Source organism: Streptomyces violens, assembly GCF_000717745.1.
Taxonomy (GTDB): domain Bacteria; phylum Actinomycetota; class Actinomycetes; order Streptomycetales; family Streptomycetaceae; genus Streptomyces; species Streptomyces violens.
Map to the genome: position 1 here is coordinate 114,317 of NZ_JOBH01000017.1, position 13,632 is coordinate 127,948.

Consider the following 13,632-nt stretch of genomic DNA (forward strand, 5'->3'; position numbering starts at 1 on the left):
CGTAGCGCCGCCGCACATCCGTACGCAGCCCGCACTTCTCGCATAGGGGGAGTTGGAAACACCAGTGACCACCCGGATCGATCACCACGCAGACCGGCCCATCACCTTCAGCGCCGACAGCGGCATCGACCGCAGCGCGCATCACCGACTCGACGAGGCATGGCTCGCCGCGGCGTGGAGCCACCCGACGACGCGCGTCTTCGTGGTCTCCGGCGGTCAGGCGCTGGTGGACGACACCCCGGACGGCCGCACGGAACTGGTCATGACGCCCTCCTTCGAGGCGCCGATGACCGAGACCCACCGTTACTACCTCGGCCAGGATGAGGACGGCGTCCGGTACTTCGCGCTGCAGAAGGACTCGCTGCCGGGGCGCATGGACCAGTCCGCACGCCCCGCGGGGCTGCGGGAAGCCGGGCTGCTGCTGTCCGAGCGCGACGCCGGCCTTCTTGTGCACGCCGTCGCCCTGGAGAACTGGCAGCGGCTGCACCGCTTCTGCTCGCGCTGCGGCGAGCGCACGGTCATCGCGGCCGCCGGCCACATCCGCCGCTGCCCGGCCTGCGGGGCCGAGCACTACCCGCGTACCGACCCGGCCGTGATCATGCTCGTCACCGACGAGGAGGACCGCGCACTCCTGGGCCGCCAGGTGCACTGGCCCGAAGGCCGGTTCTCCACGCTCGCCGGTTTCGTCGAGCCCGGCGAGTCCATCGAGCAGTCGGTGCGGCGCGAGGTCTTCGAAGAGGCCGGCGTGGTCGTCGGGGACGTCGAGTACGTCGCCAGCCAGCCCTGGCCCTTCCCCTCCAGCCTGATGCTCGGCTTCATGGCCCGCGCCACCTCGCCCGAGATCCAGGTGGACGGCGAGGAGATCGAGGAGGCCCGCTGGTTCTCCCGTGAGGACCTGCGCGAGGCGTTCGAATCGGGCGAGGTGCTGCCGCCGTACGGCATCTCCATCGCCGCCCGCCTGATCGAGCTCTGGTACGGCAAGCCGCTGCCGAAGCCGTAGCCGCCGCGGACATGCGTGAGGGCCGGAACCCCGTGGGTTCCGGCCCTCCGCGCGTCCGGCCGCGGGCCTCAGACGCCGAGCTTCTCCTTGATCCACGCCAGCGGCGGGTTACCCATCGCGTGCTGCTCGCCGCTCTCGGGGACCACGACGACCGTCGGCACGAGCTGGTTGCCGCCGTTCACGGCCTCGACGTACTTCGCCGACTCCGGGTCCTGCTCGATGTTGACCTCGGTGTACGCGATGCCCTCGCGGTCCATCTGGCCCTTGAGCCGACGGCAGTAACCGCACCACGTGGTGCTGTACATCGTGACAGTGCCCGCCATGAGTCCCGTACTCCTTCGTGCTGGTCAGCTGTGTGCTGTGATCAGCTGTGCTGCTGGGGACCGCGGCGACTGCCGCAGCCGGAAGGTTTAACGCGCCACCACTGCCGACCATTCCCGGCCGTCTACGGGACGCGCGTATTCATATGACCGCAGAGCGCGGCTGTGGACAACATTCCCGGCCGCCGCCGTGGACCTGGCAGCATGGCGGGGTGACAGCAGCAACGGATCCCACCCTCTTCCCGCAGGCACCGCAGGCGACGAACTTCCCCGCCGCCCCGGCGGACGCCGACGCGGTGCTGGAAGGGCTCGACCCCGAGCAGCGCGAGGTCGCCACCGCGCTGCACGGCCCCGTCTGCGTGCTGGCCGGTGCGGGCACGGGCAAGACCCGCGCGATCACCCACCGCATCGCCTACGGCGTCCGCGCGGGCATCCTCCAGCCGACCACCGTCCTGGCCGTCACGTTCACCAACCGCGCGGCGGGCGAGATGCGCGGCCGGCTGCGCCAGCTCGGCGCCGGTGGCGTCCAGGCGCGGACGTTCCACTCCGCCGCGCTGCGCCAGCTCCAGTACTTCTGGCCCAAGGCCGTCGGCGGCGAGGTCCCCCGGCTGCTGGACCGCAAGGTCCAGCTGGTCGCCGAGGCCGGAGCCCGCTCCGGCATCCGGCTGGACCGCACGGAGCTGCGCGACGTCACGAGCGAGATCGAGTGGTCCAAGGTCACCCAGACCGTGCCCGCCGACTATCCCGCCGCCGTGGCCAAGACGACCCGCGAGGCCCCCCGCGACCCCGCCGAGATCGCCCAGATCTACCGCACGTACGAGGACCTCAAGCGGGACCGCGGCGTCATCGACTTCGAGGACGTGCTGCTGCTCACGGTCGGCGTGCTCCAGGAGCGCCCGGACATCGCGGAGCAGGTCCGCGCCCAGTACCAGCACTTCGTCGTCGACGAGTACCAGGACGTCAGCCCCCTCCAGCAGCGCCTCCTGGAGCTGTGGCTCGGCGACCGCGACAGCCTCTGCGTGGTCGGCGACGCCAGCCAGACGATCTACAGCTTCACCGGCGCCACCCCCGATCACCTGCTGAACTTCCGCACCCGCCACCCCGGCGCGACCGTCGTCAAGCTGGTCCGCGACTACCGCTCCAGCCCCCAGATCGTCCATCTCGCCAACGGCCTCCTCGCCCAGGCCCGCGGCCGCGCCGCCGAGCACCGCCTGGAGCTGATCTCCCAGCGCGAGGCGGGCCCGGAGCCGGTGCACACGGAGTACGGCGACGAGCCCGCCGAGGCGGAGGGCACAGCCCGCCGGATCCGGGACCTCATCGCCTCGGGCGTGCCCGCGGGCGAGATAGCCGTCCTGTTCCGCATCAACGCCCAGTCCGAGGTGTACGAACAGGCGCTGGCCGACGCGGGCGTGCCGTACCAGCTCCGCGGGGCCGAGCGGTTCTTCGAGCGTCCGGAGGTCCGCGAGGCCGGGCACAAGCTGCGCGCCGCGGCCCGCTTCGGCGGGAACGATGCCCTGCTGGACGACGCCATGGACCTGCCCTCCGAGGTCCGGGCCGTGCTCAGCGAGATGGGCTGGGACGACCGGCCGCCGGCCGGCTCCGGTGCCGTGCGGGACCGCTGGGAGTCGCTGGCAGCGCTGGTCCGGCTCGCCGAGGACTTCGCGCGGGCCCGCTCCGGCGCCACCCTCGCCGACCTGGTCGCCGAGCTCGACGAGCGGGCGAACGCGCAGCACGCCCCGACCGTCGACGGTGTGACGCTCGCCTCGTTGCACGCTGCCAAGGGCCTGGAGTGGGACGCGGTCTTCCTGGTCGGCCTCACCGACGGCATGCTGCCGATCACGTACGCCAAGACGGACGAGCAGTTGGAGGAGGAGCGCCGCCTGCTGTACGTCGGCATCACGCGCGCCCGGCGCCACCTGAGCCTCTCGTGGGCCCTCTCGCGGTCTCCCGGCGGCCGGGCCCACCGGAGTCCCAGCCGGTTCCTGAAAGGGCTGCGCCCGGGCGCCGGGGGCGCGGGACACCGCTCGCCCGGCGGGGGCGGTGGCATCGAGCGCGGCGTGGGCGGCGGGGGAGCGGCCGGTCCGGGCGAGGAGCGGGACACGGTCCGCCGCAAGCGCCGCGGGCCGATCCGCTGCCGGGTGTGCGGCCGGGTGCTCACCGACGGCGGCGAGATGAAGCTGATGCGCTGCGAGGACTGCCCCTCCGACCTCGACGAGGGGCTGTACGAGCGGCTGCGGGACTGGCGCGCGGCGCAGGCCGCCGCGCTGGGTCAGCCGGCATTCTGCGTCTTCACCGACAAGACACTCATGGCGATAGCCGAGGCCGTTCCGGGAACCGAGCAGGAGCTGGCGAGCATCCCTGGAGTAGTGAGGCGCAAGCTCGGCAGATTCGGCGCCGACGTACTGGCCCTGTGCGCGGGGGAGGAACTCCCTGGTGGAGAACTCGCGACGGACCAGGCCGGAGGTGACGAGGACGCTACGGAATGAGGGCTTCCGGGGAACGGTTTCTGCGACGCGCAAAAGTCGTCGGAAAAATAGTTTGCGCGCGCGGAGCGCATCCCCATAGCCTTCGGAAGCACGGAGACAACGGGCCTTCCGAGAACCGTTGGATTCGTGCTGTACTGAACAACCCGGACCGGTTCGCATCGGTCCCCGAAGACGCCGAAAGGAGGCGAGACCAGTGATCAGCTTCATCGAGACCCAGAAAATGACCGATCTCTCGGTCGTCGCCCCCTGCCCGCTCGGCTCTTCGCTCCATGGCACCGGTCTGTCCGGAGCCGGCCTGTCCGGTTCCGTCCGTCCGTCCGGCGTCGCGGCAGTGCGTCCCGCGTCCCTCGCGATTCTTCCGATTCGTGAGCGCAGCGAGCGACCGACCAAGGCACCTGAGGTAGCAGCAGCGGCAAACGCCCACGCCTTTGCCTTTGCGGCGGCCAATGGTGCCGAATCCCGGACTCAGTACGCCACGACTCAGTACGTCACGCAGCAGAACAGCATGTGGGCCTTCCGCGGGCTCGAACCCTGGAGTGATCCAGCCTGATCGGCGAGATCAGGTCGGCACCTTCCAGGGCCGCGGAACCCACACCGGGATCCGCGGCCCTTTTGTTTGCCCCTCCGCAGCCGGCGGAGGGCGCCACACGACAGCCCAGCCACCAGCCGGGCCGAACAGACGAGGAACACACCACCGTGCAACTCCAGACGCACACCCCGTCCGTCGCCACCGACCTGATTCCCCCGCCCGACCTCCAGGAGAACCCCTTGCTGCCCCTCACCGAGCTCGACGACGAGATCGACCGCCTCGGCGCCGCCGTCCCGTGCCGCACCTACGACCCGGAGGTCTTCTTCGCCGAGTCGCCGGCCGACGTCGAGTACGCCAAGTCGCTCTGTCAGACCTGCCCCGTGCGCGAAGCGTGCCTGGCCGGCGCCAAGGACCGCCGCGAGCCCTGGGGTGTCTGGGGCGGCGAGCTCTTCGTCCAGGGCGTCGTCGTCCCCCGGAAGCGCCCGCGTGGCCGTCCGCGCAAGAACCCGGTCGCGGCATGAACACCACTGGCACAGGAACGATCGACCGTCCCGCCACCCGGGACCCCCAGAAGCAGGACCCCACGATGAACCCCTCCCTCACCGACACCCCCGCCCCCGCGAACTCCGGCGCGAACGAGCGTCGTCAGAACAGGACCCGTGAAATGCAACTCATCCCAGAAGCCCTGGCGAGGGCCCATATCCATCAGCGCCTGAGCGAGGCCGAGAGCGAACGCAGAGCCCTCCGGCTCGCCGCGGCCCGGCGCATGCAGCGCCGCGCCGAACGCGTCTCCCTCCGCGCCCGCCGCGCCCTGGCCATGGCCGTCATGCAGTGACACCGGTGACGCCCGCCCGTCACCGGTCCCACCCGTAGCGCGCCCCACGCCCTTCCCGGGCAGTGCGGCGCGCTATGCGCTGTCCGGGGCGGTGCGGGGAGAGGCGGGGCGGGGGTGGATGGTGAGTGCGGTGCCCGAGCGGGCCTGTGACGTCCGGGTCGGGCCGTGAGCGGCGATGTCCGGACTGGATCGCGCATGCCGACATCCGGATCCGAATCCTGATCGTGCGTTGCAATATCTCGACCAAGTCGTGCGCCGTTGTGATCGAGCGTGCACCCGGTGAGTGAACCGTGCGCCGGTGCTACGGAGCCGTGCGCCGGATGCCGAAGTCGTGCTCCGACACGCACAGCCTTACTGGTGCGTTGTGCACGTATTGCCGGCTTCGGCGGGGATATCGTCGGGCAGTGGACCATGAGACGCATGAACGGGCGGAGTTGACCGACGAAACCGACCGGACCGACTGGTCCGCCCCGGCCGGCGGGCCCGCCGGGACCGGCGAGGGCACGGTGTGTGCCCGGTGCGGCGCGGTGGCCGACGGCACACCCGCGACCTGGACCTGTTCCATCGAGAACGGCACCCGCCACTACTTCTGCGAAACCTGCGCCCGCACCCACCTCCGCGCCATTGAATCCCGCCTGGACTCGGCCTGGTGGTGATCGCCGATTCACAGGGGAGCGCAGCGGAGGTCCTGTGGTCGCGGTGGTGCGGTGATCGCTGCGGAGCAGGTCAGGCGGAGGTTTCTTCGGCGTCCTCCTCGTCTGCGGTCGCGCTGCCCAGGGGACCCGCGCCGGTGCCGGTCTCCACGTCGGAACAGGTGTCGCGGATGGACTGGGCGGGGATGGGGGCGGGCTCGGTGGCGGGGGCGGGCTGAACGAAGCCCGGTAGCCATGTGGTGAGTTCGTCCCGGAGGCGGACCGTCGCGCCCAGTTGGCACAGGACACCGATCGTGCTCAGCGTCACGCGGTGTATCAGGAGATACGCCGGCGGCAGGTTCAGCTGCTTGCCCAGCTGGTGGGCGGGGGAGCGGGGATCCGCGATCCGGGTGGCCTGGGTGCGCATCCAGCCCCGGGTGAAGGTGAACTCCTCGGCCTGCGCGGGCTCGATGATCGGCAGGAGGTAGTCCAGTACCGCGTCGGGCTCCAGGTCGATGGAGTCCTTGATGAAGCCCTCCTCGCACAGCAGCTCATAGACCGCATCCGCCTGGCCGTCCAGCGTCATTCGCAGCGAGGTGCCGATCGTGGGCGGCAGCCCGTCCGGCAGCCGGTCGACCGTGCCGAAGTCCATTACGCCCAGCCGCCATTCCTCCGGCGGGCCGTCGGGGGCATGCCCGGTCAGCAGGCGGAAGTTGCCCGGGTGCGGGTCGGCGTGCAGCAGGCCTGTACGGGCGGTGCCGGAGAAGAGGAAGCGGGCCAGCAGCTGTCCGGCGCGGTCCCGCTCCTCGGGGCTGCCGTCCGAGATCACCTCGGAGAGCGGTACCCCGTCCATCCATTCCGTGACCAGCACCTCGTCGCCCTGGTGGACGACGGCCGGCACCACGACGTCCGGGTCGTCGGCGAACTCCGCGGCGAACGTGCGCTGAGCCGCCGCCTCCAGGCCGTAGTCCAGCTCCTCAGAGACCCGGTCACGCAGCTCGGTGATCAGCGGCTTGACGTCCATCCCGGGGATGAGCGGGCCCAGCAGACGTGCGAACCGGCCCAGTTGGGCGAGGTCGGAGAGCAGCGCCTCGCCCGCACCCGGGTACTGCACCTTCACCGCGACCTCGCGGCCGTCGTGCCACACCGCCCGGTGCACCTGCCCGATCGAAGCCGCGGCCGACGGCTTGTCGTCGAACTCCGCGAACAGCTCCCGCCAGTCCTCGCCCAGCCGCTGGGCGAGCACCGTATGGACGGTGGCGGAGGGCAGCGGCGGCGCCGCCTCCTGCAACTTGGTCAGCGCGGCGCGGTACGGTCCGGCGATCTCTTCCGGCAGCGCCGACTCGAAGACGGACAGCGCCTGCCCGAACTTCATCGCCCCGCCCTTGAGCTGGCCCAGCGTCGCGAACAGTTGCTCGGCCGTGCGCTGCTGGAGCTCCGTGGCGATCATCTCCGCCGGCCGCCCGCCGATGCGCTTGCCGAGTCCGAGCGCGGTGCGTCCGGCGAAGCCCAGGGGGAGGGCGGCGAGCTTGGCGGTCCGGACGACGGCCTTGCGCGGCAGATCAGACATGTGCGCGTCCTCCCAAGGTCCCGACTCGGCCGGGAGCGTTGTTCCCACAGGTCAGGTGAGTCAGAGCGGTCGGATCGATCAGAGCGGGTGGGTCGGCTGGAACAGCCGGTCCACTTGGAACGGCCGGGACGGTGAGGGCCGCCGGGACGGCGCGGGCGGTGGCCGCGGGGTCGGTGACCGCTGGGTGAGGTTGTGCCGGCATGCGCCCCTCCAACTCGCGCTGGCCCCGGGTGGGGTTACTCCGTCATTGTTGCGTGTCGGGGACGAGGATCCGAGGCGGCTGCGGTGACAGGGGAGCGCGCCGCGCCACAAGGGCACTCGGGGTGAGCCTCGATCTGATCGGTGTCCCAGCTCATACAGGGGAGCGCAAGCTCTGTCCGTGCGCCCGTACAGGGTGGCAGATGCCCGTCGAGGAACGTCAGGACCTGCGTCGCGGCGAGTCCCGCCACCGTCGTGGCCAGCGCCGCGTCGCACGCGGGCACGACCGGCGCGGCGCGGCCCGAACGCCACTGGGCCAGCAGCTGGGGCCAGGCCGGCTCGGCGTCCGTACGGCGCAGTTCCCAGCAGCCGGCGCAGGCCGAGGTGCCGGGAAGCACCAGCGGCCCCACCACTCCCGTGGCCTCGATCACGCCCACGAACAGATGGGGCATGCCGGAGGTGAGGAACGGCTCGGCGAGCCGGGGGTCGGGGGCATAGGCGGCCAGGCCGTCCCGTGGGGCGAGCACCGTCAGGGCGCGAGGGGGCTCTTCGGACGGGGCGGACGCGCCGCCGCCGGCCCGGGTGGGTCGGCCGGTTCGTCGTGTCCATGGAGAGGAGGCGCTGACCAGGCGGCGGGCGGTCACGTCCCGCCGCTCGCCGACGCGATCGGCGGTGAAGCCGGCGGGCAGCACGTCCCAGGGCTCGACCCGGCCGCCGTCGTGCACGTCCACCTGCCCGACGCCCGCCGCGGAGAGCAGTGCCGCGATCGCCGAGCCCACCCGGCCCGTGCCGCGCACCAGTACCCGTGAGGAGCGGCGCGCCCACATCCGTTCGTCCGCGCCCGCCGAGTCGCGATGGCGTACCGACAGGGCGGCGAGGTCGGGGCGTAACCGGTCGAAGGCGGGGAGGTCGGTCTGGAGCGCTTCGGTCGCTGGACTGCCGCCGGCCGGAGTGTCCAGCAGCCCGGCAGCGTCCAGGCGGCCGACGAGCTCACGGGCGTGGCCCGACGGCAGCTGCAGCGCCTTGGCCTCGCGCTCCAGCCGCTCCACGCTGCGGGTGCCGTCGATCAGGCTCAGCAGACTGCCGGTCGCGCTGTCCACCGGGCCCACCACCACGGCGTGGGCCGGCGCGACGCCGAAGCGCACGGTGGCCCTGTCCGGCCAGCCGCGCCGCAGAGCCGGCTTGAGCATCGGATGCGGGGAAGGGAGGGGAGCCGACGGGGGAGAGGGGAGAGGAGAGGGCTGGGGGTGGGAGGTGGTTTTCGACGATTCGGGTGGTGAGGGCGGCGTGGGTGGTGAGATGGTCGGGTGTGGGTGCGGCATGTCGTCCCCCGTTGCTGCGGTGCTGGTCGGTGGTGCCGTTGGGCAGGCGGATGGTCGCGAATTTCTGGGCAGTGAGCAGGGACTCGCGGTGGTCTTCCGGCCGTCCGCGGAGGTCCGGTTCTGGCGTACGGCACGAGCATGCGGCAAAGGCCGGATCGGTGCCTGAAGTTATCCACAGAAGGCGCGATTAGTCGTACAAGCGCTGAGCGTCTCTGTACCCGTCATGGAGGGTTTCGCCCGCAACCCGGCTCGGGGACGGGACTTCGCCCGGCGCCAGAAGGTAACGTCGGGGCGTGCCCGCCGACCCACCGCACCGTGCCGCCGACCCGCAGCGCAGGACAGTAGCGAGCCCGCAGAGCCGCGCGTCCGCGACCAGCGCGGTCGAGGTGCGCAGAAGCTCGCGGCGGCGGCGCACGGTCTCCGCGTACAGGGAGGGCGACCGGACCGTCGTCCTGATCCCGGCCCGGATGTCCGAGGCCGAGGAGCGCCGCTGGGTCACGGTCATGCTGGACAAGCTGGCCGCCCAGGAGAGCAAGCGGATGCTGGGCGACGACGAGCTGGCCGAGCGCGCCGAGCGGCTGTCGGCGCAGTATCTGGGCGGCCGGGCCCGCCCCGCGTCCGTGCGCTGGGTCACCAACCAGAACACCCGTTGGGGATCGTGCACGCCGGCCGAGGGCAGCATCCGGCTCTCGCACCGGCTGCAGGGCATGCCGGAGTACGTCATCGACTACGTACTCGTGCACGAGCTGGCCCATCTGCTCGTGCCCGGGCACGGTCCCAGCTTCTGGGAGCTGTTGACGGCGTATCCACGGACGGAGCGGGCGCGTGGTTACCTCGAAGGAGTGGTCGCCGCCGACCGGCTGCCGCACCTGCCCGCAGCGCGCAGCGAGTGACGGCGGGGCGGTCACGGCCGCCACTTTCGTGACAGAACCGTCGAGCCCCGGCATCGTGCCGCATCCGGACCAGCCGTTAGCCTGACGCGCAACGCAATCAAGCTCGGATGGGGGACGGTCGTTACGTATGGCCAGGGAATTCCAACGGGGCCACAAGGCCAGGATCAGTGACCTGACCGCAGGGACGGATCTGTACGTGGGCGTACAGATCGCCGGTCCCGGTCTGACCTTCGACATCAGCTGTTTCGGCCTCGACGCCGACGAAAAGCTGTCCGACGACCGGTACTTCATCTTCTTCAATCAGCCGAAGTCGCCCGAGGAGTCCCTCCAGCAGCTCGGCGCGCAGGCCGGTGACACCGAGTCCTTCCGGGTCACGCTCGACCGCATCCCGCAGCACATCCAGAAGCTGTCCTTCACGGCGGCGATCGACGGTGCGGGCCAGATGTCGCAGATCGGTCCCGGGTACATCCGGATCGTCGCCGGGGGAGAGGAAGTCGCGCGGTACTCCTTCACGGGGGCCGAGTTCAGTACCGAGCGTGCTGTCATGCTCGGCGACTTCTACATGAAGGACGTGTGGCGCTTCGCGGCTGTCGGGCAGGGGTTCGACGGCGGACTCGAGGCGCTGTTGAAGAACTTCGGCGGCGAGGTCGCCGAGGAGGCGGAGACCGCGCCGCAGCCGGACGCCGTGCCCGGGTTCGCGCCGCCCGCCGCCGCGGAGCCCGCGCCCGGCTTTGCGCCGCCCGCGGCCGCCGAGCCGGCCCCGGCAGCACCCGCCCCCGCCCCGGCGCCCGGCTTCGGTGCCCCGCAGCAGCCCACGGTCCCGGAGCCCGCGCAGCCGTACGCCACACCGCCCGAGCCCGCCCACGCCCAGCAGCCGGCCGAGCAGCCCGGCTTCCCCCAGCAGCCGATGCCTCCCCAGCAGGCCCAGATGCACGCGGCGCCGACCATCGCCGCCCCCATGGGGCCGCCGGCGCCCGCGCCCTATCCGGGCCAGCCCGTGCCACCGCCCGCCCAGCCCGGTCCGTACGGCCAGCAGCCGCCCGCCTACGGGCAGCCCGCGCCGCAGGACAGCGGGCAGTACGCCGTGCCGCAGCAGGGCGGCCCGGGGCTGGAGGCCTCGCTGCAGAAGTACCGGGAGGCCCCCACAGGGCAGCGCTGGACGCCCCAGAGCGAGAAGCTGATCCGCGTCGACCTCGGCGTCGACGGACAACCGGTGCTGGCCCGTCAGGGCAGCATGGTGCTCTACCAGGGCAAGGTCGACTTCAGCTACAAGGGCGCCGGCTTCCGCGGCCGCATCGTGGGCAACGCCACCGGCCAGGAGATGCAGTTGATGCGCTGCTCCGGCCAGGGCCAGGTCTTCTTCGCGGAGAACAGCGCCCATGTGCACCCCATCGAGCTGCAGGGCGACGCGATCTGCGTCAACGCCGAGAGCGTGCTGGCCTTCGACGAGTCGCTGCAGCACGAGGTGCGCCGTATCGAAGGGCACGGCATCCCCGGAGGCGCGCTGTTCACCATGCAGTTCCAGGGCACCGGCACGGTGGTCGTGAAGACCGCGGGAACGCCCGTCGTCCTGCCCGTCACGCCGACCACCTTCGCGGACGCCAACGCCATCGTCGCGTGGTCCGCCGCCTCCCAGGTGATCATTTCCAGCCAGGTGCGGCTGCGCCGCAGCGCGTACCCCGGCCACTCCGGCGAGACCGTGAACCTCCAGTTCCGGGGCGCTCCCGGCAACTTCATCGTCGTCCAGCCCTACGAGGCCTGAGGGAGCCCGTCATGACTCAGCAGCAGCTTTCGGGCTACGCCCCGACCGCACCCGCGGTCCGTATGGAGAACCACGGCAGTGCGATGGTGAAGATCGCCATGCAGAGCGGCCAGGACGTGTTCTGCCGCACCGGCTCGATGGTCGCCTATGAAGGCTTCGTCCAGTACGAGCCGAACCCGCCGGCCGTGCGCCAGGCGGCCTCCCAGTGGCTGACCGGGGAGGGCGCGCCCCTGATGAAGGCCAGTGGCGACGGCCTGCTCTACCTCGCCGACTACGGCGCGGACGTCGTGTGCCTGAACCTCAACGACGACGCGATCTCCGTGAACGGCACCAACCTGCTCGCCTTCGACGCGCACCTCCAGTGGGGCGTGCAGCGCGTCAAGGGGATGGCGAAGTTCGCGGGACAGGGATTGTTCAACGTGGGGATCGCGGGCACCGGATGGGTCGCACTGACCTCGCGCGGCACTCCGATCGTCGTCGACTGCGGCCGCGGCGAGGACGAGACGTACGTGGACCCGGACGCGCTCGTGGCCTGGTCGACGAACCTGAACGTGAAGGGCAAGCGCAGCTTCAAGGCGTCCTCGATGATCGGGCGCGGCAGCGGCGAGGCGTACCAGCTCGGCTTCTCCGGCCAGGGCTTCGTGGTCGTACAGCCCAGCGAGGACAGCGCCGACCGGCTCCGGGCCCGGGGCTGAGGGGGAGGACTTCCGTAACCATGCAGAGCCCGCTTTTCGCCTACACAGAGGCGCAGACTCAGGACCGGTACGCGCTGCAGAACCCGCAGTTGCTGCGCGTCGCGCTGACCGGCCACGAGGACCTGCTCGCCCGTAAGGGCACGATGGTCGCCTATCAGGGGCTGCTCGAATTCGACGGGGAGTACCAGACCCCGAACCAGCAGCGGCGGCGCGCCCGGGCCGGCGAGGGCCTGGACCTGATGCGCGTCTCCGGACAGGGCACGGTCTACCTGGCCAACCTCGCCCAGCACGTCCACCTCGTGGACGTCGACCACGACGGGCTGACCGTCGACAGCAACTACGTGCTCGCGCTGGACTCCACGCTCCACTGGGAGGTCATCTCCGTGGACAGCCAGTACGGCATCTCGGGCACCGGCAAGTACCAGCTCAACATCTCGGGGCGGGGCAAGGTCGCGCTGATGACCTCGGGCCAGCCCCTGATGATGCCGGTGACGCCCGACAAGTACGTCAACGCCGACGCGGACGCGGTGGTCGCCTGGTCGACCTCGCTGCGCGTCCAGATGCAGGCGCAGACGCATTCCTCGGGCGTGTGGCGGCGCCGCGGCAGCACGGGCGAGGGCTGGGAGCTCAGCTTCCTCGGACAGGGCTACGCGCTCGTCCAGCCCAGCGAGCTGCTGCCGCCGCAGAACGCCGTCATCGGACAGGGCCTCGCCGCCCAGTACGGGATGGGACAGCGCGGCGCCCACGGGCAGAACCAGGGCAACATCTTCACGAACTGAGGAGGGCGCCTTCAGGCGCGCCTCAGAGACACGCGAGCGGGCCCGGCACTCACTGTGCCGGGCCCGCTCGCCGTGCGTCCTAGAGCAGCGCCCTCGTCCGCTCCACGAGCCGTACCACCGACTCGTCGGCCACGTCCGGCACCTCGTCGTACGGGAACCAGCGCAGATCCAGTGACTCATCGCTGATCGCCTCCGTGGCGCCCTCCGGGGCCAGCGCGGCGTACTGCACGTCCAAGTGCCACGCGCAGGGCGTGTGATGGCGGTCCAGGCGCACCGGACCGCCCGGCAGCAGCGTCAGCCCCCGGGCGATGCCGGACTCCTCGCGCGCCTCGCGCAGCGCCGCGTCCGCCAGCGTGGCGTCCTCGGGCTCGCAGTGGCCGCCCATCTGCAGCCACATCCGCAGCTTCTTGTGCAGCGTGAGCAGCACCCGGCCGCGCGACGGATCGATCACCAGGGCGCTCGCCGTGAGGTGCCCGTCGCCGCAGGGCTTCCACATGCCGTCCGGGTGAGCGGCCAGATGGTCCAGGTAGGCCAGCCGCAGCTGCTCCTGGTCGGGAGCGGGCGCGGGCCACTCCTTGAGGACCCGCGCCGCGTTCTCATGAAGGCTCACG

At 71.4% G+C, this 13,632-nt stretch carries 14 protein-coding genes; 10 read left to right on the top strand and 4 right to left on the bottom strand.

Annotated features, from left to right (window positions below):
* Positions 1-64 precede the first annotated feature (64 nt).
* Entirely contained in the window at positions 65-1,000 is a 936-nt protein-coding gene (gene nudC / locus IF04_RS0128730) for an NAD(+) diphosphatase (protein WP_030264181.1), read from the top strand.
* Between the two features lie 68 nt (positions 1,001-1,068).
* Here nudC and IF04_RS0128735 read toward each other — a convergent pair whose 3' ends face one another.
* Positions 1,069-1,323 (bottom strand): glutaredoxin domain-containing protein, encoded by a 255-nt coding sequence (locus tag IF04_RS0128735; RefSeq protein WP_030264184.1) that lies wholly within the window; start codon positions 1,321-1,323, stop codon positions 1,069-1,071.
* Between the two features lie 143 nt (positions 1,324-1,466).
* Between IF04_RS0128735 and IF04_RS0128740 the strand changes: the two genes are divergently transcribed.
* The 5 genes from IF04_RS0128740 to IF04_RS40285 all read left to right on the top strand — a co-directional run bounded on the left by IF04_RS0128740 (position 1,467) and on the right by IF04_RS40285 (position 5,826).
* Positions 1,467-3,806, top strand: coding sequence for an ATP-dependent DNA helicase UvrD2 (locus tag IF04_RS0128740; RefSeq protein WP_051831643.1), 2,340 nt, complete (start codon positions 1,467-1,469; stop codon positions 3,804-3,806).
* A gap of 193 nt (positions 3,807-3,999) precedes the next feature.
* The gene (locus IF04_RS37825) at positions 4,000-4,356 is read left to right on the top strand and encodes a hypothetical protein (RefSeq protein ID WP_078600917.1); all 357 of its coding nucleotides are present in this window, start codon (positions 4,000-4,002) and stop codon (positions 4,354-4,356) included.
* A gap of 146 nt (positions 4,357-4,502) precedes the next feature.
* Positions 4,503-4,856, top strand: coding sequence for a WhiB family transcriptional regulator (locus IF04_RS0128745; protein ID WP_030264188.1), 354 nt, complete (start codon positions 4,503-4,505; stop codon positions 4,854-4,856).
* Positions 4,853-5,170: a hypothetical protein gene (locus IF04_RS0128750; protein ID WP_030264190.1), complete on the top strand. Its 318-nt coding sequence runs from the start codon at positions 4,853-4,855 to the stop codon at positions 5,168-5,170. Before IF04_RS0128745 ends, IF04_RS0128750 begins: the two co-directional genes overlap by 4 nt.
* A gap of 404 nt (positions 5,171-5,574) precedes the next feature.
* Positions 5,575-5,826 carry a hypothetical protein gene (locus tag IF04_RS40285; protein ID WP_157847723.1) on the top strand — a complete coding sequence of 84 codons (252 nt, stop codon included), beginning with the start codon at positions 5,575-5,577 and terminating at the stop codon, positions 5,824-5,826.
* Positions 5,827-5,896: 70 nt separating this feature from the next.
* Here IF04_RS40285 and IF04_RS0128760 read toward each other — a convergent pair whose 3' ends face one another.
* Both IF04_RS0128760 and IF04_RS0128765 read right to left on the bottom strand, forming a co-directional pair.
* Positions 5,897-7,372 (bottom strand): ABC1 kinase family protein, encoded by a 1,476-nt coding sequence (locus IF04_RS0128760; protein WP_030264192.1) that lies wholly within the window; start codon positions 7,370-7,372, stop codon positions 5,897-5,899.
* Between the two features lie 236 nt (positions 7,373-7,608).
* Positions 7,609-8,760, bottom strand: coding sequence for a TOMM precursor leader peptide-binding protein (locus IF04_RS0128765; protein ID WP_030264195.1), 1,152 nt, complete (start codon positions 8,758-8,760; stop codon positions 7,609-7,611).
* Positions 8,761-9,185: 425 nt separating this feature from the next.
* On the opposite strand from IF04_RS0128765, the gene IF04_RS0128775 reads away from it, so the two are divergent.
* The 4 genes from IF04_RS0128775 (at position 9,186) to IF04_RS0128790 (ending at position 13,021) form a co-directional block, all read left to right on the top strand.
* A complete protein-coding gene (locus tag IF04_RS0128775) occupies positions 9,186-9,785 on the top strand; it encodes a M48 metallopeptidase family protein (protein WP_031067354.1) in 600 nt (199 codons plus the stop codon).
* Between the two features lie 127 nt (positions 9,786-9,912).
* A complete protein-coding gene (locus IF04_RS0128780) occupies positions 9,913-11,547 on the top strand; it encodes a TerD family protein (RefSeq protein ID WP_030264199.1) in 1,635 nt (544 codons plus the stop codon).
* 11 nt (positions 11,548-11,558) lie between these two features.
* Positions 11,559-12,242 carry an AIM24 family protein gene (locus IF04_RS0128785; protein WP_030264202.1) on the top strand — a complete coding sequence of 228 codons (684 nt, stop codon included), beginning with the start codon at positions 11,559-11,561 and terminating at the stop codon, positions 12,240-12,242.
* 20 nt (positions 12,243-12,262) lie between these two features.
* Complete coding sequence (locus IF04_RS0128790) at positions 12,263-13,021, top strand: AIM24 family protein (protein ID WP_030264205.1); 759 nt, start codon at positions 12,263-12,265, stop codon at positions 13,019-13,021.
* 79 nt (positions 13,022-13,100) lie between these two features.
* On the opposite strand, the gene IF04_RS0128795 is transcribed toward IF04_RS0128790, so the two are convergent.
* Complete coding sequence (locus tag IF04_RS0128795) at positions 13,101-13,631, bottom strand: NUDIX hydrolase (protein ID WP_030264209.1); 531 nt, start codon at positions 13,629-13,631, stop codon at positions 13,101-13,103.
* Position 13,632 lies beyond the last annotated feature (1 nt).

Bases quoted from the DNA above. Each gene is read 5' to 3' on its own strand.
- IF04_RS0128735 (WP_030264184.1), bottom strand. From the start codon at position 1,323: ATGGCGGGCACTGTCACGATGTACAGCACCACGTGGTGCGGTTACTGC.
- IF04_RS0128740 (WP_051831643.1), top strand. From the start codon at position 1,467: ATGACCGCAGAGCGCGGCTGTGGACAACATTCCCGGCCGCCGCCGTGG.
- IF04_RS0128750 (WP_030264190.1), top strand. From the start codon at position 4,853: ATGAACACCACTGGCACAGGAACGATCGACCGTCCCGCCACCCGGGAC.
- IF04_RS0128760 (WP_030264192.1), bottom strand. From the start codon at position 7,372: ATGTCTGATCTGCCGCGCAAGGCCGTCGTCCGGACCGCCAAGCTCGCC.
- IF04_RS0128765 (WP_030264195.1), bottom strand. From the start codon at position 8,760: ATGCTCAAGCCGGCTCTGCGGCGCGGCTGGCCGGACAGGGCCACCGTG.
- IF04_RS0128780 (WP_030264199.1), top strand. From the start codon at position 9,913: ATGGCCAGGGAATTCCAACGGGGCCACAAGGCCAGGATCAGTGACCTG.
- IF04_RS0128785 (WP_030264202.1), top strand. From the start codon at position 11,559: ATGACTCAGCAGCAGCTTTCGGGCTACGCCCCGACCGCACCCGCGGTC.
- IF04_RS0128790 (WP_030264205.1), top strand. From the start codon at position 12,263: ATGCAGAGCCCGCTTTTCGCCTACACAGAGGCGCAGACTCAGGACCGG.